The sequence below is a fragment of the Vibrio sp. OY15 genome (genome assembly GCF_000742455.1).
Lineage (GTDB): Bacteria > Pseudomonadota > Gammaproteobacteria > Enterobacterales > Vibrionaceae > Vibrio > Vibrio alginolyticus.
Map to the genome: position 1 here is coordinate 174,054 of NZ_JPIL01000004.1, position 19,669 is coordinate 193,722.

Below are 19,669 nucleotides of genomic sequence, written 5' to 3' on the forward strand. Positions count from 1 at the left end.
GTCAATGTTAATTACAGGGAAGCAAGTTGCTTCCCTTTTTTATGCAGAGTGTAGCGACTTCTACTAAGCTGAAAGCTGACGAAAAGCCGAAAAGGAAATTGGATGAAACCATGTAACTTGCTATCACTCTCCTCACTCATTCTTGTATTACCTACATCAGTAGCGCTCTCAGCCGAGACACAAGAATCTCGTTGGCGAAATAGCATAGAAGTGTACATGCTAGGACTGAATATCCACGGGGATACCAGTATTGGTCGCTTTTCATCAGAGGTGGATGTCGATCCTAAGTTCATCGTAGACCACCTCGATATTGGGGCGATGTTGCGATTCGAGAGTATTTACCAAAGTAAGTGGGGCTACTACATAGATTATAGTTTCATGAACTTAAGTGGTGATGTTAATAATATCAAGGGCGCTCTGCCTAACGCTCGTTATCGTGCGGACATCGAAATACGGCAAGGTGTTCTAGAAGCAAAGGCATTCCAACGCGAACAATATTCATTTGGTAAACTGGATTATATGTTTGGATTACGTTGGTGGGACAATGACATCACCGGCAAGCTGTATCGTAATGATAACCGGGTACTAGAAGATAGACTGTCATTACAAGAAGATTGGGTCGATTTTTTAGTTGGCTTGCGACTCATTGATGAATTGAGCGAAAACTGGCGATTTCATGCCAGCATCGACGCCGGACTTGGCAACGATACTCACTTCACTTATGCCATTCAAACTGGTGTTCGTTATCGTTTTAACGAATGGTCTGATCTCAACTTAGCTTACAAGTCGACCTGGGTTGATTACAAAAATGAGGGAGTATTTGAATATGATACAGCTTCTCAAGGGCTTTTAGTCGGACTTGGCTTTTACTTTTGATCAGGTGAAACCCTAGCCTATATTCAAGCGTTGTAACGTGTACTAGCTCTAGGTACACGTCTAGTGTCGCGTTACAGATGCTTAAATAAGGCAAATTGATCTTCATCAGACTATAAATTGCTCTTCGGTGTTACTCTCTGTCGCAAAATGTAAAACCCCACTCTATGACCTCATATAGGTCTTATTGATAAGGTTCCCGAGTAGCAATGTCGATTAACATTTCCGATTTAACCACCGCCCTAAATAAGGTGGAGCATATTCATAAAGTTCAGCTTGAAAACGTACATCAGTTCTTCAAAGCAAACGAAGCTTTTTCGTTGCAAACATTCAGCCAGCTGATATCCAGCGACTCGCTTGATGATCGATTTAAAACCATCGATAGAGCGTTCTCTTTGCTTGGTGATGCAAAAACCTACCTTTTAGAAGTGTCTTACCTTATTAAGTAAAAAAGAAAGCCCCGATAAAATTCATTATCGGGGCTATCATTTTCTATCTAAACTACTGATTTACAATTTGTAACGATCATCAATTACCGTTAGTTCTGGGAAGGTTTTACCCTCGTCCATCGCTTCTTCTGTCTCTTCTTTTACTTGGTTATCAATCCAGAAATTACCGATATCCATTGGATGAAGCACCCATTCTGTCGCTTTTGTCATGCCGTTTTTAGGAATTTTAACCCAGCGCCAATGAGCAACTCGAGAATAAGGCACCATGTAGCCAGGAACGATGATATTTGCTTTGCTGACATAGTTTTGGATTTGATGCGACAAGTCGTAACGCTTCTCCTGATCAAACTCAGAGTCATACGCTTCAATTAACTTGTCTAGCTCAGGGCTGCTGTAGTTGGTGTGAGCATTCGTTTGTGGTCGATTTGCATTATCCGAGTGTAGGTATTCCCAATACGCAGGGATCTCACCAGAGCCCATATTCAAAAACGCTAGCTGATGCTTTTTCTCAAGAATGTATTTAAACGCAGATGAGCCATCCACCAAGTTTAAGGTGAACTCAAGACCAGCAAGTTTCGCTTGCTCTTTCAGGTATGCAATACGCGGTGTCCAAGAGTTGTATCCGTAGGTGATGGCAAAGCTCAAGCGTTGGCCCTTGTCGTTAACACGAATACCATCTGCGCCCACTTTGTCAAAGCCCGCTTTTTCGAAGTGTTTAACCGCCGCATCAGCATCAAACTTTGGCGGTGTATTGTTAGGATCATCGTATTCGCCATGACCAAAGCCGAGTCCATGCGGTTTACGTGAATAATCTCCACGCATGATGTTTTCAATCATGCCGTCATAGTCAGTGGCTGCCATAACACCTTTACGCACTTCTAGGTTATCCAACATCGGCATCGCTGTGTTCATCCAAAGACCACCAGCTCCTTGCGGTGCTTCGTTAAAGCCCCAGTACTTTTGGATATAGCCTTTTTTGTACACATCACTATTGGTTTTGTCATGCCAAAAGCTTGGTAGCACCATCTCAAAGTAGTCTAAGTTGCCTTTCTCAAAGTGCTTCATGGCAATATCAGGATCGCGAATTACCTTAATGCGAACCTTTTCAACGTTATAACGGTTTTTATAGTAGCGGTTGTTGTATCCCCACCAATCTTCACCGACATGTTTGAATGTTACGCTCTTACCTTTCTTCACTTGATCAATGTAGTAAGGCGCTGCGGTTGGCTCAGATTTAAAGTTAAACTTTCTGACGAAGTTATCAGGCATGCCATCGTTATTTGCGTCCTTTTCTCCTTCAAAGAAGTGTTCAGGACGAGGCTGAAAACCATTACTTGGCATGTTAATCATAACCATAAGTGAGTCATGACTTTGAGCTACAGCAAGATTGACTTTGATCGTGTAGTCATCAATTTTTTCAACACTCACAATACTGTTTGTGAAGAAGTCGTTATACCACGGGTCGATAATGTCTTTTGACGTGTAGTACTTCATCATAAAGACGTAATCATCTGCTGTAATTTTTTCACCATCTGACCACTCGGCCGTTTCGTCGAGTTTAAAGAATACGGTTTTGTTGTCCTCTCCAAATGCCCATGACTTAGCAAGTTGAGGGATCCATTTGCCAGTATTTGGATGACGCTGAGCCAGTTTTGGTGAACCATCCATTAAGTATTGGCGCAAACCTGAGTTCGCATCTGGACCAACACTTCGTAATGTTTGCGGAAAGCTCTGAATGTAAGTGCGATAGGTGCCACCTCGTACCGCTTCTTCAGAGGCAAATAGAGGTTCGTTGTTGTTTGAAATCCATTCGATATCAGCTGGCAATTCTGCCGCACTCAGTTGAAAACTGGCAGCGGTCAGTGTTGCTAGTACTGAAAATGGCAGTTTTTTAGTCATGTTTCTTCCTTGTTGTGTTTGCGCACTAAGGTCGTAACAAGGAAGACAGCGTGTGAAAGCTCACAGAAAGCTGCGATTTAAAATACGCAGATAGGAAATAATAGGAACGTAATATGAAGTGACGTCCTGCCAGCTTCTATATTAATTTCAAAGAGTTTCACTAGGTCATCCTAGACCTTACAACGCAGTGAATGCATCTTCGCCATAGTATTCTTTAGACATTTGTAACGCAAGCCATCAATAACACATGGTTGCATTTTCGAGGCATCACAGTGAGTTATGTTACAAAAGTGTGATCGGCATAGTACCAAGCCCTACTTTACTCAGAATAAACCGCAGAACCTTTATCTCAATTGGCCCCGATATACCAGTTAAAGCGAGTAAATGATCAGACATAGCTGGTTAAAAGGAATGGTTGTTTACCGCGATCAGTATTTTCATTCGATGTAAAAAGTGAGGCATCTTAGCCTCACTTTTCTCCATACAATCGAGACAGTGCTTACATGTTAGATAAGCTCTCATTGATCGACTTCAGCACTTCTGCAGGATTTGACGCTTGAGTGATAGGGCGACCAATCACAAGATAATCTGAACCTGATTGGATAGCGTCTACTGGCGTCATGATACGGCGTTGGTCACCTTGTTCTGAGCCAGCAGGTCGAATACCAGGGGTCACTAACTTAAATTCTTGGCCTAGTTCGCTCTTCAGTAATGAGGACTCTTGCGCTGAACATACCACACCATCTAAGCCTGCGTTTTTGGTCAAGGTTGCTAGACGAATCACTTGCTCCTGAGGCGCAACATTCAAACCAATACCAGCTAAATCACTTTGTTCCATACTGGTTAGTACCGTTACACCGATAAGAAGTGGACGATCTTTACCATATGGCTCAAGAATTTCACGTGATGCCGTCATCATACGCTCACCACCGCTCGCGTGTACGTTCACCATCCATACACCCATTTCAGCCGCAGCGCGAACTGCTTTCGAGCAGGTGTTTGGAATATCGTGAAATTTTAAATCTAGGAATACAGAGAAACCACGTTTATGGAGTTCACGTACAAAATCAGGACCAAATAGCGTAAACATCTCCTTGCCAACTTTTAGTCGGCATGACGCAGGATCAATTCTATCTACAAACGCAAGTGCATCTGCTTGGTTATCATAATCCAGTGCGACAATAACTTTTTGGTCGATCATTTCATCTCCTAACTGTTTTGGTTCTTATTCAATAAAAAGTTAAAAAAATGCAGCGGACAGAAACTCTGCCAGCTGCATTAAGAATTATTCACCATCCAATCCGCGGATTGGCTTGATCGTCCCCCATCCTTTACAGGACGGACAATGCCAATAAAGGGAATGGGTAGAAAATCCACACTTCCGGCATCGGTAATGCGGTTTCACTTTTAACTGTTCACCCACCATCGCTTGTAGTGTTGATAGGCTGTCTTTCGCTCGACCATCTTCTGCTTCTGCAATGTGGTAGCCAATTAAACGGTAGAAGCCCTTCATGGTTGGGTTTTTCAGCAATTGTTTCGTCAGTAACTCTTGAGCAGCCCCAACGTTCTCGTGATGAGCAACTAATTGAGCCAACATCAACTCGGCTGATACGCCTGCTTTCTTATCAATACAAGCTCTCAGAAACTCGACAAGTTCATCTTCCTGACCCAGATGATGATAGCATTCTGCAATAGTTGGCAAGACATCACTGATAAAGTCTTTATCTTGCTCAAGTACCCCCGTCAGATATTTGATGGTGTGCTTATAGTCTTCAGACTCTAGGTAAATTCGTCCCAAAGCAATACTTGCTCGAACACACTTCGGGTCTTCCGCTAACGCTTTTTTAAAATGCTGTATTGCCTTATTAGTATTCCCATCAGCTTGGTCGAGCATGGCTATTTCACACCAAAAATGGGCAATATTTGCACGCATCCTTGAGCGTTTATTACCTAACTTAGCCAATTGGTTCGCGTAATAAATCGCCTTTTCCCATTCTCGTGTTTGCTGATAAATGGTCACTAATTGTTGAAGAGCCGCCTCTTTGTAATCTGGCTCTTCGACTAACTGTTCGAAGATTTTCTCTGCACGATCAAGAAAACCTGAGACCATGTAGTCTTTCGCTAACTGTTGAAGGGCGAGGTTCTTTTGGTCCAGTGTTAAGCCTGAACGAGAAATAAGATTTTGGTGAATTCTGATTGCGCGGTCGACTTCACCACGAGACCGGAACAGGTTACCCAACGCAAGGTGAGTATCGATGGTCTCGTTATCAACTTGGAGCAATTCAATAAAGTGATCGACAGCCTTATCTGATTGGTCAGAGAGCAGCAGATTAAGACCCGTCATATACTGACGAGAGATTTGATGAGATTGCTTCTGCTTGTCTTGCTGAGCGCTGCGATGCCCCATATACCAGCCATACGCAGCAGCTATAGGCAACAACAAGAAGAGTAGTTCAAGCATTAAAGTTAAGCCTTATCCTTATGCCTGTTTTTCAATGGCTGGCTTATCAGCAGCGTTGTTTGATTCAGTTGGTTCGTACTTTTTCAGTTTTTTCTTTAAACGACGGACCTGTAGCTGAGTTTTCAGTTGGATGCTACCAAAGATAACCCACGCTAAAGCAAAGCCAACCACAAATACTACACCTAATAGCGTAGATAAGTGGAACTCTCCTTTTGCTAGAAGATAGTTAAAAGTCACGAGCTCTTGGTTTTGGGAACCTAACGCCAATGCAATTAAAAAGAGAGCTAAAACAGCAACGATTTTTATAATTTTCATGTTACATCACCCTTCTAGGAGTAAGTCGGTAAGATTATGCAGGAAAATGCTTCTTCAGACTACGTATATTAGCAATAATCTATACCCAAGTAACCTCAAGATGCTTAGTTTGTAGACATGCTTAGAAGTTAAAGTTATTTGGGTATAGAAAACAGCTGAATCCACAATTAGATTAGTAAACGATCTTGGATGTATGACTAACTTGGATACATTACAAAAAAGCGGCATACACAAACGTATGCCGCTTTTTTCAAACTAATAAGAGTGCATTAACCAATATTTACACGCTCACGAAGTTCTTTACCAGGTTTGAAATGTGGAACGTATTTACCTTCCAATTCCACTTTATCGCCCGTTTTAGGGTTACGACCTACGCGAGGCTCGCGGTAATGAAGAGAAAAACTACCAAAGCCACGGATCTCGATACGGTCACCGCTCTCTAGTGTAGAGGCCATGTGCTCTAAAATATCTTTTACAGCATCCTCTACCTCTTTCGCTGATAAGTGTGTTTGCTCAGCGCAGAGTCTTTCAATCAGTTCAGACTTAGTCATAGTTGCCCTCTTTGAGTATCTTTATCACTTATTATAGTAAGTAATACTAATTCCAACAAACACTTGCTGACAATTCTAGACAAATTTTATGCAAAATGCGCAATGAAGAAATGCCTTTTATTAAGATAGTTTACTGTCATTAGTATTACTACTTAAATATGACCAAATATAAAAAAGGAGCCTTGCGGCTCCTTTTTTGCTTAAGCGAGTATATTATTCGCCTTTAGCAGCTTTGAAAGCGTCAGCCATTGCGTTACCGAATGCATTGTCATCTTGCTTGTTGATAGATGCCATTGCTTCTTGCTCGTCAGCTTCGTCTTTAGCTTTGATAGATAGGTTGATTACGCGGTTCTTACGGTCTACACCAGTGAACTTCGCTTCAACAACATCACCAGCGCTTAGGATTAGAGAAGCATCTTCTACGCGATCGCGTGATACTTCAGAAGCACGGATGTAACCTTCAACGCCTTCTGCGATTTCAACAGTAGCGCCTTTAGCGTCAACAGCAGTTACAGTAGCGTTAACTAGAACACCTTTCTTGTTGTCAGCAACGTAAGCATTGAATGGGTCATTTTCCATTTGCTTGATGCCTAGAGAGATGCGCTCACGCTCAGCGTCTACTGCTAGAACAACTGCAGAGATCTCGTCGCCTTTCTTGTACTCACGTACAGCTTCTTCGCCAGCAACATTCCAAGAAATGTCAGATAGGTGAACTAGACCGTCGATGCCGCCTTCTAGACCGATGAAGATACCGAAGTCAGTGATAGACTTGATCTTACCAGTAACTTTGTCGCCTTTAGCTTGTGCTTCAGCGAATGACTGCCATGGGTTAGCTTTACACTGTTTCAGACCTAGAGAGATACGACGACGTTCTTCGTCGATTTCAAGAACCATAACCTCAACTTCGTCGCCAACATTAACAACTTTAGAAGGGTGGATGTTCTTGTTAGTCCAATCCATTTCTGAAACGTGAACTAGACCTTCAACGCCTTCTTCGATTTCAACGAAGCAGCCGTAGTCAGTTAGGTTAGTTACGCGACCAGTTAGTTTGTGACCTTCTGGGTAACGCTTAGCGATTGCTACCCATGGATCTTCGCCTAGTTGCTTAAGACCTAGTGATACGCGAGTACGCTCACGGTCGAACTTAAGAACTTTAACTTGGATCTCGTCACCAACGTTAACGATTTCAGATGGGTGCTTAACGCGCTTCCAAGCCATATCAGTGATATGTAGAAGACCGTCAACGCCACCTAGGTCAACGAACGCACCGTAGTCAGTAAGGTTCTTAACGATACCTTTAACTTCAGAACCTTCTTGTAGAGTTTCTAGAAGCTCGTCACGCTCAACGCTGTTCTCTGATTCGATAACTGCACGACGTGAAACAACTACGTTGTTACGTTTTTGGTCAAGTTTGATAACTTTGAACTCTAGCTCTTTGTTTTCTAGGTGAGCAGTGTCGCGGATTGGACGTACGTCTACTAGAGAGCCAGGAAGGAAAGCACGGATACCGTTTAGTTCAACAGTGAAACCGCCTTTAACTTTACCGTTGATGATACCAACAACAGTTTCAGCTTCTTCGTAAGCTTTCTCAAGTACGATCCAAGCTTCGTGACGCTTAGCTTTCTCACGAGAAAGTTGAGTTTCACCGAAACCATCTTCAACAGCGTCTAGAGCTACGTCTACTTCAGCGCCAACTTCAACTTCAAGTTCGCCAGCAGCGTTCTTGAACTGTTCAGCAGGGATAGCAGATTCAGACTTAAGACCAGCGTCAACAAGAACGAAACCGTTCTCGATAGCTACTACAGTACCTTTAACGATGCTGCCTTGTTGGAATTCTGTTTCGTTTAGAAACTCTTCAAAGAGTTGAGCAAAAGATTCAGTCATTTAATTAATCTTCAATAAATTAAACTTCCACGGGTATCCTACCGCATGGGGTTATTAAATTCGCCAGTCATCATCCTTGCGACCAACGCTCTTAGCCTAGTCGAGTATTATTACTCAGCTAGCTTCGATTCGATATATTGTAGTGCCTTTTCTACTACTTCGTCGATAGTCATCGACGTAGAATCTAGCACAAGCGCATCCTCAGCAGGGCGTAATGGCGCCACTGGGCGGTTACGATCTCGGTCGTCACGCTCTTGGATCTCGCTTAAAAGGTCAGCAAATCTAACATCTAACCCTTTCTCTTGCAACTGTTTAAGGCGTCGATTTGCACGCTCTTCAGCACTCGCATCAAGGAAGATTTTTGCTTGCGCACTCGGGAATACAATTGTGCCCATATCACGACCATCAGCAACCAGACCCGGAGCGGTCTCAAATGCACGCTGACGACGTAGTAATGCCTCACGAACACGTGGCAAAGCCGCAACTTTAGATGCTGCCATACCCGTTTCTTCTTTACGAAGCTCCCCTGACACGTCTTCGCCTTCTAGAATGACCTTAACTAAGTCACCTTCCGCGATAAATTGAACGTCTAGGTGGGTTGCTAGTGGGACAAGAGCATCTTCTGACTCGGTGTCGACACCGTGGTGAATCGCAGCGAGTGCAAGTACACGATAAATTGCGCCAGAATCTAAGAGTTGGAAACCCAACTTTTTCGCCAGCAACATACATAAAGTGCCTTTACCTGCACCACTAGGTCCATCTACGGTTACAACCGGAGTTTGAGAGGACATGTTCTTCTCCACCAATAGTTTCTTTTCAGCAATTTGCTCGGTTTTCGAGGCGCACATTATACGGGTAATCAGTCTTTGGAGCGAGGAAAAATGTCGTGTAAAGCATTACACCTAATGCGTAATTGGATTCATCAATAAACATAAAGTTCAACAAAAACGGCGAGAGCTTCTGCCCTCGCCGTTTTAAATGTCATGAACTTAAGCTCGATTAAACAATCGGTTTTTGACCACGCTCAGCTAACTTTAAAATCACACTATCAGCGACTTTACCCGCCACACCTGCTAGCTTGTCTGCCAGCTTTTTCTTCTGCACATAATGCACAGAAAGTACGGTTTTATCTTTGCATGCCGCAACAACGATATCATCAGATGTACTAATGTCATCCACCAAACCAAGCTCTTTCGCTTGTGTACCGAACCAGTGCTCACCAGTGGCTACTTTGTCTAGGTCCAAACTAGGACGACGCTCACGGATGAAGTCTTTAAACAAGACATGTGTTTCTTCAAGTTCTTGCTTAAACTTATCGCGCGCTTTATCGGTATTCTCACCGAACATCGTTAGCGTGCGTTTATATTCACCCGCTGTTAGTTGTTCGTACTCAATGTCATGTTTCTTCAACAGTTTGTTGAAGTTAGGAATTTGTGCGATAACGCCAATAGACCCCACAATTGCAAATGGTGCAGAAACAATCTTATCTGCTACACATGCCATCATGTAACCGCCACTTGCCGCAACTTTGTCAACAGAGATGGTCAGAGGAAGACCCGCAGCTTTGATTCGGTCCAGTTGAGAAGAGGCAAGGCCGTAACCATGAACCATACCACCGCCAGACTCTAAGCGAAGTAACACTTCATCACCTTCACGTGCGACAGCCAAAATAGCGGTGATTTCTTCACGTAGAGACGCGACTTCTTTTGCGTCTATGCTACCGTTGAAATCAAGAACAAATAGGTGTGGTTCACGCTTGCTATCTAATGAACCGTCTTTGCTCGCTTGTTTGATTTCTTTCTCGCGAGATTTGTTCTTCTCTTTTTCTTCTTTCTTGACGGCTTTATCTCGAGCCTTGATGAAAGCATCGTCATGCAAATGATGCTCTAACTGCTCAACAGATTGTTTGTGTTGCTCTGAAAGGTTGGTAATCTCTAACTCCCCTTTCGCCGCACCCGATTTGCCACCAGCCGATTTTGCAATAATGAGCAGAACAATTATCGCAGCAACCACCGTGATAATTTTGGCCAGAAACAGACCATAATCTAATAAAAATTCCAACGAGAGCTCCTTTATCTCATTTCAGATGACGTTAGTATGTTACGCAGAAACATCAGCGAGAAGGCAGCGCGGTTTGTAACCACTTGTTCTGATTGATAGCATACCTAACGAAAGTTCTGGAATTGGTATAACACATGAATTGGTGTATTGTAACCATCTTGTCACGATTACCAAGATTTTCCATTGAGAAACAGGCGTTTTTTAGCGTCAATTAACTATCATGGACCCTCTTACAATAATAAGGATTTATCGCCGTGAACTACTCCGTTTCAGCTGATGCTCTAAAAGGTAAAGTCATTCTTGTTACTGGCGCTGGTAATGGCATCGGCCGTCAAGCCGCGCTTTCTTATGCCGAGCACGGTGCAACTGTTATTCTCTTGGGTAGAAATGTGCAAAACCTTGAATCTATCTATGATGAGATTGAAGCTGCTGGCTATCCACAAGCAGCTATCATTCCATTGGATCTCAAGGGTGCAACTCAGCAGAATTACATTGATATGGCAGAGACAATCGAAGGACAGTTTGGTCGCTTGGATGGTCTATTACACAACGCAGGTGTCTTGAGTTCGCTGTGTCCATTTGATCAAATCAAAGAGGAAGACTTCGACGATATCATGCAGATCAACGTGAAAGCCGAAGTGCTAATGACTCAAGCACTACTGCCTGTGATGCGTAAATCAGAAGCTGGGCGTATTATCTTTACCTCTTCAACCGTCGGCCACTCTGGCCGCGCATTCTGGGGGCCATATGCTATCTCTAAATTTGCCGTAGAAGGCATGATGCAAGTTTTGGCTGACGAGCTGAGTGATACACCGCTCCGCGTTAACGCAATTAACCCTGGTGCCACTCGTACTCGCATGCGTGAAAAAGCATATCCGGGTGAAGATGCGAATACTCTCAAAACGCCACTGGATATCATGCCGCTATATTTGCACTTAATGGATCCTGCGGTTACCGATGTGAACGGTCAGTGCATCGACGCTCAACCGAAGCGTAAATAACTCATTCAGGTTACCTCACATAATCGATTGAAAAGGCAGCAAACGCTGCCTTTTTTCATTTCTCTCTTCATAAAAATCTTGCGACTTTCTCCCACAGAAATATACTGTACATATATACAGGTATTTATTATGCAAGATATTATTCAGAACTTAAAAAGCCAACACCTTGTTTGGCAAGCAAATTTAACGAAAGCAGATCCTCAGCAGTTGCAGACTAGTTCCGGTTTTTCTGAATTAGATGATTTGCTCGGCGGAGGCTTTCCACCTCATGGCGTAGTGGAGATGGAATCTATTGGTAGTATTGGTGAATTGCGTTTGCTCGCTCCCTATTTAAAAGCCACTCAGACCAATGGTATGACCGCATTTATTCAACCACCTGCGCTAGTGAATTCTCTGTTTTTACACTACATCGGGTTGGATATAAACCAAGTGTGGGTTGTTACTCCAACTCACCCCAAAGATGCTCTTTGGGCTGCAGAGCAATGTCTGAAAAGTGGGGTATGCAGTAATGTTTTGTTATGGCAAGAAGAGCTTGAAATACATCAAGTGAAACGCTTACAGGTAGCAAGTGAACAAGGGAGTTGCCCTCTCTTTATGCTTAAAACAGATACTATCAACCGCTTGTCTTTGCCTGTGTCACTCAGTTTAAAACTGAAAGGCGACGAGCAAGGGATTCATGTTGAAGTGCTGAAAAGGAAAGGAGGCTGGAATAGAGGTAGCGTTAGTATCGGCTTCCAACACCATTACCCGCAACTGGTGAAACCATCATCTGAAACTGTGCACTCGACTGTGGTCAATTTCCCACTGGCGAACCAAGGTTAGTGATATGGCTCTGTGGATTTACTTGCACTTCCCTCGCCTGCAGCTAGACGCACTCTTTGGTGATAACCAAGAACAACCCGTGGTGATTGTCGAAAGCCAACGTTGCCAGATTCTTCAATACAACGAGATTGCCGAACAACAAGGCATTAAGCCTGGTATGGGCCTAGGCAGTGCTGCGTCCTTGTGTCGAGATTTACAAGTGCATCCTTATCATCCGCACACCGAATTGAGCAAGTTACAAGAAATTGCTCAATGGCTGTATTTGATCACATCTGACGTTGTGTTGATGCCAAACCAAGGTATTTTGCTGCGTGCTACTCCAATGCTCGCTCTGTATGAAGGGCTTGAAAACTATTGGAACAAAGTCAGAGCTCACTTATCGGAGCTGAAACTGAGTTTTCAATTCGGATGTGGTTTTTCGCCTTTTGCTGCCAAATTGATGGCAATATCAGGAGCGAACGTCATCAGTGAAGACAAATCTGCCATACAAAAAGCTTTATCACCACTACCGTTAAAACTGACAGATTTATCAAACGCTACCGTAGAGAAGTTACAACGTGTAGGCGTCACCACATTGCAAAACCTGCTTGAACTGCCATTGCAAGACATCGCACGACGCTTTGATATCGATTTGGTGAACTACGTTGGTCGACTGACTGGGCAGTTTAAACACCCTGTCGACTTTTATCACCCTACCGAATCCTTCCAAGTTTATTTAGAGCTCTTGTTTGAGATCGAAAACGTTCAGTGGATTAAAAAGCCGTTGACCAAATTACTTCGTCAACTCGAAACCTTTCTAAAATTAAGAGATAAGGTCGCTTTTGAACTGTGTTTAACACTCCACCAGCGTGAGAAACAAGAGCAACACCTTCAACTCACTTCTGCGCAAGGTGATTACCTATGTCAGCGTTGGCAACAGTTAGCGAGTTTAAGCTTAGAATCACTCTCGCTTAATGGCCCAGTCACAGGGCTAACGTTAAAAGTCATCCGTCAAGGTGAGCCTCTTAGTGCATCACGCGATCTCTTTGCTGGGCAGAAAGGAAACATGAATGCTTTAGAGCTGCTCTCTTTACTGCAAGCTAAATTGGGAAAAAGTGCCGTTTTAAAACCCAATATTGCTTGCGATCCTAGACCAGAAAAGGCCAGTCAGTATCGCCCTGCTGATGCTCCGGATGAAAAGGGGCACGCCATACCATCCATACTACGCCCAGCAATGCAATTACCGACTCCCATTGTATTGCAAGAGCAAGTTTCTTTGGTCCACGGACCTGAGCGAATAGTTTCTGGGTGGTGGGATGGTGATGAGATCATGCGTGATTACTACATTGCACACACCAAGCAAGGCCGCTGGTTATGGATATTTCGCGATCAGCACAAGCACTGGTTTCTTCATGGCTATTTTTGTTAAATCGACAGTTATTTTTGTTGGGTCATTATGAGTTACGCGGAACTATTTTGTCAGTCTAACTTCTCTTTTTTGACTGGGGCTTCTCATGCAGAAGAGCTGGTACTCCAAGCAGCTTTCTATCGCTATCAAGCTCTAGCTATAACGGATGAATGTTCAGTCGCGGGCGTTGTCAAAGCCCATGCAACCATCGAACAACATAAACTCGATATCAAACAAATCGTTGGAAGTATGTTTTGGTTAAATGATGAATGCCAAATCGTACTGCTTTGCCCTTGTCGCAAGGCTTATGCCGAGTTGTGTCGTATCATCACAAACGCAAGGAGACGCAGTGAAAAAGGCAACTATCAACTGTTCGAATGGGATTTGATGTCGGTTCGACATTGTTTGGTATTGTGGCTGCCCACACATCAAGAGAGTGATCACTATTGGGGGCGCTGGCTCAATCAACACCACGCTAATCGTTTGTGGGTAGCGATTCAGCGCCATTTGAGTAACAACGATACTGAGTACATTGCGCACTGCGAGCAGTTAGCACATGAATTTCAATTACCTATAACTGCCTGCGGAGGCGTTCTCATGCATGATGTTGAACGCTTGCCATTACAGCATGTACTTACTGCTATAAAGCATGGGTGTAGCGTCGATAAACTCGGTTTTGACCGTATTTCGAATACTGAGCGAGCGCTTCGTCCTTTTAAAAAGTTGATTCGGATTTACAAACCAGAATGGCTGGAAGAAAGTACTTACATCGCCGATTTATGCGAGTTTAAGCTCTCCGATTTAAAATACGAATATCCTACCGAGCTGATCCCAGATGGTTATACACCCGACTCTTACTTACGTATGTTGGTCGAACGTGGTAAAAAGCTGCGTTTTCCTGAAGGCGTGCCAGCAGAAGTCAATCAAACCATCGAGAATGAACTGGCGCTTATTCAAGAGCTGAAATACCACTACTACTTCCTTACTATTCACGACATCGTAATGTTCGCGAAACAGCAAGGCATTCTTTACCAAGGGCGAGGTTCCGCTGCAAACTCTGTGGTGTGTTATTGCCTGGAAATTACCGCCGTCGATCCTCGACAAATCGCTGTCTTATTCGAACGATTTATCAGTAAAGAACGTAAGGAACCGCCGGATATTGATGTGGACTTTGAACACGAGCGCCGTGAAGAAGTTATCCAGTATATTTACAAAAAATATGGTCGTGAGCGTGCAGCACTTGCTGCAACAGTGATCAGCTATCGCTTTAAAAGTGCCGTGCGTGAAGTCGGTAAAGCACTAGGGATTGAAGAGACCCAATTAGATTTTTTCATTAAGAACGTTAATCGCCGAGATCGCAGCCAAGGCTGGCAAGCTCAAATTATTGAACTTGGCTTACAACCAGAATCTCTCAAAGGGCAGCAGTTTATCCAATTGGTCAACGAGATCATTGGCTTCCCACGCCATTTATCTCAGCACGTAGGTGGCTTTGTAATTTCATCTGGCCCTTTATATGAGTTGGTACCTGTTGAAAATGCCTCGATGGAAGATCGCACTATCATTCAATGGGATAAAGACGATTTAGAAAGCTTGAAGCTACTAAAAGTCGATGTACTCGCACTCGGCATGTTAAACGCCATCAAAAAGTGCTTTAAACTGGTCGAGAAACATCACCAGCGATCCCTCTCGATTTCCGAGATCACTCGCCGACAAGATGATCCACACGTGTACCGCATGATCCAAAAAGCTGACACGATAGGCGTATTCCAAATTGAATCTCGTGCACAAATGAGCATGCTTCCTCGCCTAAAGCCTGCTTGTTATTACGACTTAGTGATTCAAATTGCAATTGTTCGTCCAGGCCCTATTCAGGGTGATATGGTGCATCCTTTTTTAAAACGACGAGATCACAAAGAGCCTGTCAGTTATCCATCGGAAGAAGTAAAAAGCGTTCTGGAGCGGACTATGGGCGTCCCTATTTTCCAAGAGCAAGTCATCAAGCTAGCCATGGTAGCCGCAGGGTTTAGCGGCGGCGAGGCCGATCAACTCCGTCGAGCGATGGCATCATGGAAAAAGAATGGCGATCTCGCTAAATTCAGACCAAAACTGATCAATGGTATGCAAGAGAGAGGTTATGACTTAGCGTTTGCTGAGCGCATTTTCGATCAGATTTGCGGCTTTGGTGAGTACGGCTTCCCTGAAAGTCATTCAGCGTCTTTCGCAGTGCTGGCATATTGTTCTGCATGGTTAAAATATTATTACCCAGCCGAATTTTACACTGCATTGTTGAACAGCCAACCAATGGGATTTTATAGCCCATCGCAATTAGTACAAGATGCTCGCCGACATGGCATCGAAGTATTGCCGGTGTGCGTCAATCATTCAAAATATCAGCATCATCTCGTCTCACGTCCGAATGGCAGGCTCGGCGTGCAACTTGGTTTTCGCTTGGTGAAAGGCTTTAACGCAGAAAGCGCACAAAGGCTTATTGAGCGCAAACCACTTAATGGTTACCGAACGATTCAAGAAGTAAAGCAGATATTAAGAAGCCGAAGTGACATTGAATTATTGGCTTCAGCCAATGCATTTCAGGCCTTATCGGGGAATCGTTATAACGCTCGCTGGGCAGCAATGGATTCCTTATCTGACCTACCATTGTTTCACAAGGTCGAAGAACCCAATGTTAGCTACCAGACTCAACCCTCTGAATATGAAAATTTAATTGAGGATTACGCAAGCACGGGACTATCTCTTAGCCGCCATCCAATTAAATTATTAGAAGAAACGGGCAAACTCCCTCACTTTACTCGCATGATGCAACTGGCAGAGAAGCCGCATAAGTCACTGGTCACAGTGGTAGGCGTGGTAACAGGAAGACAATCTCCAGGCACCGCCGCTGGCGTGACATTTTTTACGCTAGAAGATGACACGGGCAACATTAATGTGGTCGTTTGGCAAGCGACAGCACGAGCCCAAAAGCAAGCGTATTTAGGCGCTAAAGTATTAATGGTGAAAGGCATTCTTGAAAGAGAGGGAGAAGTCACGCACGTTATTGCTGGCAAGTTGATTGATTGCACGCACTACTTGAACAATCTACAAAGTAAATCTCGGGATTTCCATTAGTACAGAGGAATTAAGGAGAGAGATGTTAAAAATCAGAGAGAGGTGCGCTCTCTCTGATTTCACTAGATCTAATCATGCACTTTTAGAAAGCATCTGGCGTAATCGGTCTTGAGCAACTTCAACCAGCAGATCCGGTTGGAATTTAGATATAAAGCGATCACAGCCTACTTTTTGTACCATGGCTTCATTAAAACTACCGCTCAGAGAAGTGTTCAATGTGATAAACAACTTAGACATACGTGGATCTTGGCGCACTTCATGGGTCAGTTTATAACCGTCCATTTCAGGCATTTCAGCATCCGTAATCATCATCAACAGCTCTTTTTCTACATCTTTACCTTCATCACACCAACGTTTTAAAACCGTTAACGCTTCTAGCCCGTCACGACACTCGATGATATTCATACCTAATTGAGAAAGCGTATCGCGAACTTGATTACGAGCTGTAGAGGAATCATCCACAATCAGAACATTACGCCCGACCATTGCTTGGGCCAATTCTTGATCGAGAATGTCCTCCGAAATAGTCACGTCGTAATGCACGATCTCTGCTAAAACTTTTTCAACGTCAATAATTTCGACAATTTGAGAGGCATCCCCCTCTTTGATTTGCGTGATAGCCGTGAGGTAATTCGAGCGACCAGACGTGGAAGGAGGCGGCTGAATTTCAGTCCATGCCGTATTAATAATGTTTTTAACCGGACCGACTAAGAAGCCCTGCACCGTGCGGTTGTACTCTGTCACGATCAAATTTTCTTCTTCCGCTTCACCACGTAAAGCAGGAAAACCAATTGCGCCTCGTAAATCAATCACTGGTACCGCTTCACCTCGTAGAGAAGCAACCCCACGAATATTGTAGTGCGATCCAGGGAGCTTGGTTAACGGTGGAAGCTTGATGACCTCTTTCACTTTGAACACATTAATCGCAAATAATTGGCGACTATTTAAAGTGAACAGCAGAAGCTCTAGTCGATTTTCACCAACCAAGTTTGTACGCTGGTCAACCGTATTTAACACTCCGGACATACTACTACCTAAATTATGGATAATTCTTATTTTACTCGAAATCAGTACAGACACAGCAAGGTTATATAACCAAATAACCTTAAAATATTTGGCTTTTCGAGCACAGCTTTAAAGTACAACAGTTTTAGCGTATTACTTCTCTTTGCATCAGACGCAAAGTCACGCAGCACATTGAAAGCCATTTTGTTTATTTACTTGAGCTTTTTAGGAAATTACATGAATGGCGCAGATATAGCAATGCAGCACAACTCAAATTCACCTTCTAGTAATAGGCGATCAAAAAGGGTGAGCTGTTAAGCCTCACCCTAAATCATCTAAAAAATGTATAGGCTCGACACCTAAACACTTAATCATATTTGAAGCAATTAGCCTTCCACAACCTTCATCAATAACTGACCATCGTACAACGCTTGCTTGATCAACGCGGCACCAGGCATTGTGGCTTGCTTATAGAAACGAGACTCCACCAGCTCAAGATCTTGGTGATAAACAGGTAAACTCTGCTCTTCGATACAGCGACGAACCGCAGGATAAAGCACATCTTTTGCTTGGTTAATCACACCACCGATCAAGATTTTCTCAGGGTTAAATAAGTTGATCACAATAGCAATTGCAGAGCCTAAGTAGCGTCCAAGTTTTTCAATCACATCGACGGCCAAAGGATCACCGTTTGCAGCGGCTTCACAAATGCTCTCAATACTCATTTCTTCTTGTTTAGCAAGAATAGAGTCTTCGCCATCAGCGATTCGTCTTACGACTTCTTCACGAATTGCTTGAGAACTGGCAACGGTTTCCAAACAGCCAATATTGCCGCAATGACAACGTTTTCCATTTGGGTCAATTTGAATATGCCCGAGTTCACCAATGTTACCGTGACGGCCTTGCAAAACGCGCCCATCCAGAATGATGCCCGCACCTAAACCGTGGTGGATAGAGATAAGAACGGAGTTGTCATTATCTTGAGAATGACCAAAAAGCTTTTCTGCTAATGCCCAAGCTCGCGTGTCATTGGCAATGAAAACTGGCAAGCCTGTTGCTTTGTATATCTCTGGTCCAAGAGCAAGATTTTCGACATTGTAATGAGGCATCTGCAAAACGACACCTTGCTCTGAGTTCACGAGACCAGGCAGCGTAAGGGCAATACTGGTAACCCGATCAAGTTGATCCGCGTAAGTCTGAAAAAATTCATCAATTTCGTAAAGCAGGCGCTCAAGCACATCGTCTTGATCAAGCTCGTGTATCTCGATTTTAGTATCGATCAGTACATCACCGCCTAACTCATGCAAAGCAATGGTTAAATAACCTCGCCCCAAACGCATTGACAAAAATTGCCAGCCTTCATTATTAACCTGCAAACCGACAGCAGGTCGACCACGACTCGTCGCTTCTTGTACTGTCGTTTCATGAATCAAGTGCGCTTCAATTAATTCTCGAGTGATTTTGGTGATACTAGCAGGAGCAAGCTCACTCTGCTTGGACAAATCAATTCGAGAAATAGGACCTTTTAGGTCAATTAGTTTATATACACGACCAGCATTGACCTGTTTGATATGATCAATATGGCCCGGTTGAGCCATGTACATCTTGCACTCCGAAATTCTATAACGGGACAATTTTTTTACTTTGCGAACTAATTGTGAAGTGAATTAATAAATCCCCGTGACAAGCATCACGTATAAACCTGTTTGTTTGTGTATTCAATCAAATAACGAAGAATCTACTCCTGTTAAATTGTTTGAAAAATAACTTATTTTTATTCACTAAATTATGAAGTAGTGCCTTTAAGCAGCGCATTTTTATCAATAAGGCCATTGCCT

General features: G+C 43.5%; 16 protein-coding genes. 6 read left to right on the plus strand and 10 right to left on the minus strand.

Annotated features, from left to right (window positions below; all coding sequences use genetic code 11):
* Positions 1-102: 102 nt before the first annotated feature.
* Together IJ23_RS05995 and IJ23_RS06000 are read left to right on the plus strand one after the other, a co-directional pair.
* Positions 103-876: a hypothetical protein gene (locus tag IJ23_RS05995; RefSeq protein WP_005385811.1), complete on the plus strand. Its 774-nt coding sequence runs from the start codon at positions 103-105 to the stop codon at positions 874-876.
* A gap of 206 nt (positions 877-1,082) precedes the next feature.
* Entirely contained in the window at positions 1,083-1,322 is a 240-nt protein-coding gene (locus IJ23_RS06000; RefSeq protein WP_033905728.1) for a hypothetical protein, read from the plus strand.
* A 60-nt stretch (positions 1,323-1,382) separates the two neighbouring features.
* On the opposite strand, the gene IJ23_RS06005 is transcribed toward IJ23_RS06000, so the two are convergent.
* The 8 genes from IJ23_RS06005 to sohB all read right to left on the minus strand — a co-directional run bounded on the left by IJ23_RS06005 (position 1,383) and on the right by sohB (position 10,493).
* Positions 1,383-3,221: an extracellular solute-binding protein gene (locus IJ23_RS06005; RefSeq protein ID WP_017633867.1), complete on the minus strand. Its 1,839-nt coding sequence runs from the start codon at positions 3,219-3,221 to the stop codon at positions 1,383-1,385.
* Between the two features lie 499 nt (positions 3,222-3,720).
* Entirely contained in the window at positions 3,721-4,422 is a 702-nt protein-coding gene (gene pyrF / locus IJ23_RS06010; protein WP_005376667.1) for an orotidine-5'-phosphate decarboxylase, read from the minus strand.
* Positions 4,423-4,506: 84 nt separating this feature from the next.
* Positions 4,507-5,682, minus strand: coding sequence for a lipopolysaccharide assembly protein LapB (gene lapB, locus IJ23_RS06015; protein WP_033905730.1), 1,176 nt, complete (start codon positions 5,680-5,682; stop codon positions 4,507-4,509).
* An 18-nt stretch (positions 5,683-5,700) separates the two neighbouring features.
* Complete coding sequence (locus tag IJ23_RS06020; RefSeq protein ID WP_005376663.1) at positions 5,701-5,997, minus strand: LapA family protein; 297 nt, start codon at positions 5,995-5,997, stop codon at positions 5,701-5,703.
* 269 nt (positions 5,998-6,266) lie between these two features.
* On the minus strand, positions 6,267-6,548 hold the full coding sequence (gene ihfB, locus IJ23_RS06025) for an integration host factor subunit beta (RefSeq protein WP_005385816.1): 282 nt from the start codon (positions 6,546-6,548) through the stop codon (positions 6,267-6,269).
* Between the two features lie 213 nt (positions 6,549-6,761).
* Positions 6,762-8,432, minus strand: coding sequence for a 30S ribosomal protein S1 (gene rpsA, locus IJ23_RS06030; RefSeq protein ID WP_005385817.1), 1,671 nt, complete (start codon positions 8,430-8,432; stop codon positions 6,762-6,764).
* A 110-nt stretch (positions 8,433-8,542) separates the two neighbouring features.
* A complete protein-coding gene (gene cmk, locus IJ23_RS06035; RefSeq protein ID WP_021033981.1) occupies positions 8,543-9,223 on the minus strand; it encodes a (d)CMP kinase in 681 nt (226 codons plus the stop codon).
* Positions 9,224-9,431: 208 nt separating this feature from the next.
* Positions 9,432-10,493, minus strand: a complete 1,062-nt coding sequence (gene sohB / locus IJ23_RS06040) for a protease SohB (RefSeq protein ID WP_005385819.1) — start codon at positions 10,491-10,493, stop codon at positions 9,432-9,434.
* Positions 10,494-10,747: 254 nt separating this feature from the next.
* Here sohB and IJ23_RS06045 point away from each other — a divergent pair, with 254 nt between their 5' ends.
* The 4 genes from IJ23_RS06045 to IJ23_RS06060 all read left to right on the plus strand — a co-directional run bounded on the left by IJ23_RS06045 (position 10,748) and on the right by IJ23_RS06060 (position 16,826).
* Entirely contained in the window at positions 10,748-11,494 is a 747-nt protein-coding gene (locus IJ23_RS06045; RefSeq protein WP_033905732.1) for a YciK family oxidoreductase, read from the plus strand.
* Between the two features lie 129 nt (positions 11,495-11,623).
* A complete protein-coding gene (gene imuA / locus IJ23_RS06050) occupies positions 11,624-12,316 on the plus strand; it encodes a translesion DNA synthesis-associated protein ImuA (RefSeq protein WP_033905734.1) in 693 nt (230 codons plus the stop codon).
* Between the two features lie 4 nt (positions 12,317-12,320).
* Positions 12,321-13,724 (plus strand): Y-family DNA polymerase, encoded by a 1,404-nt coding sequence (locus tag IJ23_RS06055; protein WP_033905737.1) that lies wholly within the window; start codon positions 12,321-12,323, stop codon positions 13,722-13,724.
* Between the two features lie 27 nt (positions 13,725-13,751).
* Entirely contained in the window at positions 13,752-16,826 is a 3,075-nt protein-coding gene (locus tag IJ23_RS06060) for an error-prone DNA polymerase (RefSeq protein ID WP_033905739.1), read from the plus strand.
* Positions 16,827-16,898: 72 nt separating this feature from the next.
* On the opposite strand, the gene IJ23_RS06065 is transcribed toward IJ23_RS06060, so the two are convergent.
* Complete coding sequence (locus tag IJ23_RS06065) at positions 16,899-17,852, minus strand: chemotaxis protein CheV (RefSeq protein ID WP_005372976.1); 954 nt, start codon at positions 17,850-17,852, stop codon at positions 16,899-16,901.
* Between the two features lie 365 nt (positions 17,853-18,217).
* A complete protein-coding gene (gene mlc, locus IJ23_RS06070) occupies positions 18,218-19,435 on the minus strand; it encodes a sugar metabolism global transcriptional regulator Mlc (RefSeq protein ID WP_005385828.1) in 1,218 nt (405 codons plus the stop codon).
* Positions 19,436-19,669: the final 234 nt, after the last annotated feature.

Bases quoted from the DNA above. Each gene is read 5' to 3' on its own strand.
- IJ23_RS06060 (WP_033905739.1), top strand. From the start codon at position 13,752: ATGAGTTACGCGGAACTATTTTGTCAGTCTAACTTCTCTTTTTTGACT.
- IJ23_RS06005 (WP_017633867.1), bottom strand. From the start codon at position 3,221: ATGACTAAAAAACTGCCATTTTCAGTACTAGCAACACTGACCGCTGCC.
- IJ23_RS06065 (WP_005372976.1), bottom strand. From the start codon at position 17,852: ATGTCCGGAGTGTTAAATACGGTTGACCAGCGTACAAACTTGGTTGGT.
- ihfB (WP_005385816.1), bottom strand. From the start codon at position 6,548: ATGACTAAGTCTGAACTGATTGAAAGACTCTGCGCTGAGCAAACACAC.
- rpsA (WP_005385817.1), bottom strand. From the start codon at position 8,432: ATGACTGAATCTTTTGCTCAACTCTTTGAAGAGTTTCTAAACGAAACA.
- IJ23_RS06055 (WP_033905737.1), top strand. From the start codon at position 12,321: ATGGCTCTGTGGATTTACTTGCACTTCCCTCGCCTGCAGCTAGACGCA.
- IJ23_RS05995 (WP_005385811.1), top strand. From the start codon at position 103: ATGAAACCATGTAACTTGCTATCACTCTCCTCACTCATTCTTGTATTA.
- pyrF (WP_005376667.1), bottom strand. From the start codon at position 4,422: ATGATCGACCAAAAAGTTATTGTCGCACTGGATTATGATAACCAAGCA.
- IJ23_RS06020 (WP_005376663.1), bottom strand. From the start codon at position 5,997: ATGAAAATTATAAAAATCGTTGCTGTTTTAGCTCTCTTTTTAATTGCA.
- mlc (WP_005385828.1), bottom strand. From the start codon at position 19,435: ATGTACATGGCTCAACCGGGCCATATTGATCATATCAAACAGGTCAAT.
- lapB (WP_033905730.1), bottom strand. From the start codon at position 5,682: ATGCTTGAACTACTCTTCTTGTTGTTGCCTATAGCTGCTGCGTATGGC.
- cmk (WP_021033981.1), bottom strand. From the start codon at position 9,223: ATGTCCTCTCAAACTCCGGTTGTAACCGTAGATGGACCTAGTGGTGCA.
- IJ23_RS06000 (WP_033905728.1), top strand. From the start codon at position 1,083: ATGTCGATTAACATTTCCGATTTAACCACCGCCCTAAATAAGGTGGAG.
- imuA (WP_033905734.1), top strand. From the start codon at position 11,624: ATGCAAGATATTATTCAGAACTTAAAAAGCCAACACCTTGTTTGGCAA.